This window comes from Vibrio marinisediminis (assembly GCF_014050145.1).
In the GTDB taxonomy this organism is placed as follows: Bacteria; Pseudomonadota; Gammaproteobacteria; order Enterobacterales; family Vibrionaceae; genus Vibrio; species Vibrio marinisediminis.
In genome coordinates this window covers 1-269 of sequence record NZ_JACFYF010000260.1, presented here as the reverse complement: position 1 = coordinate 269, position 269 = coordinate 1, and the positions used below count along the sequence as shown (strand labels likewise).

General features: G+C 63.2%; 1 pseudogene. It reads left to right on the top strand.

The window, feature by feature from the left end:
- Positions 1–195: pseudogene (locus tag H2O73_RS24045) on the top strand (organoarsenical effux MFS transporter ArsJ); the annotation flags it as partial.
- Positions 196–269: the final 74 nt, after the last annotated feature.

The window sequence follows — 269 nt, the reverse complement described above, 5'->3', positions numbered from 1 at the left end:
GAACGCGTGACCATGGATGTTGGTTTCTACTACATGTCGAACGCGGCGGGGCGGCTGATCGGGACGCTCCTGTCGGGGCTGAGCTTTCAGCTTGGGGGACTGCCGCTCTGCCTTGCCACGGCGGCTGTCATGGCGGGGCTGAGTTGGCGCGCCGCGGCACGGCTCGGCCGTCTGCCGCCTAGGTCGCTTGCATAATCCACAGACCGCCCCATCTGTGATCGAGACGGCCCCATAAAAACCTTTGGATTGATCGGGGTATGACATGGCAG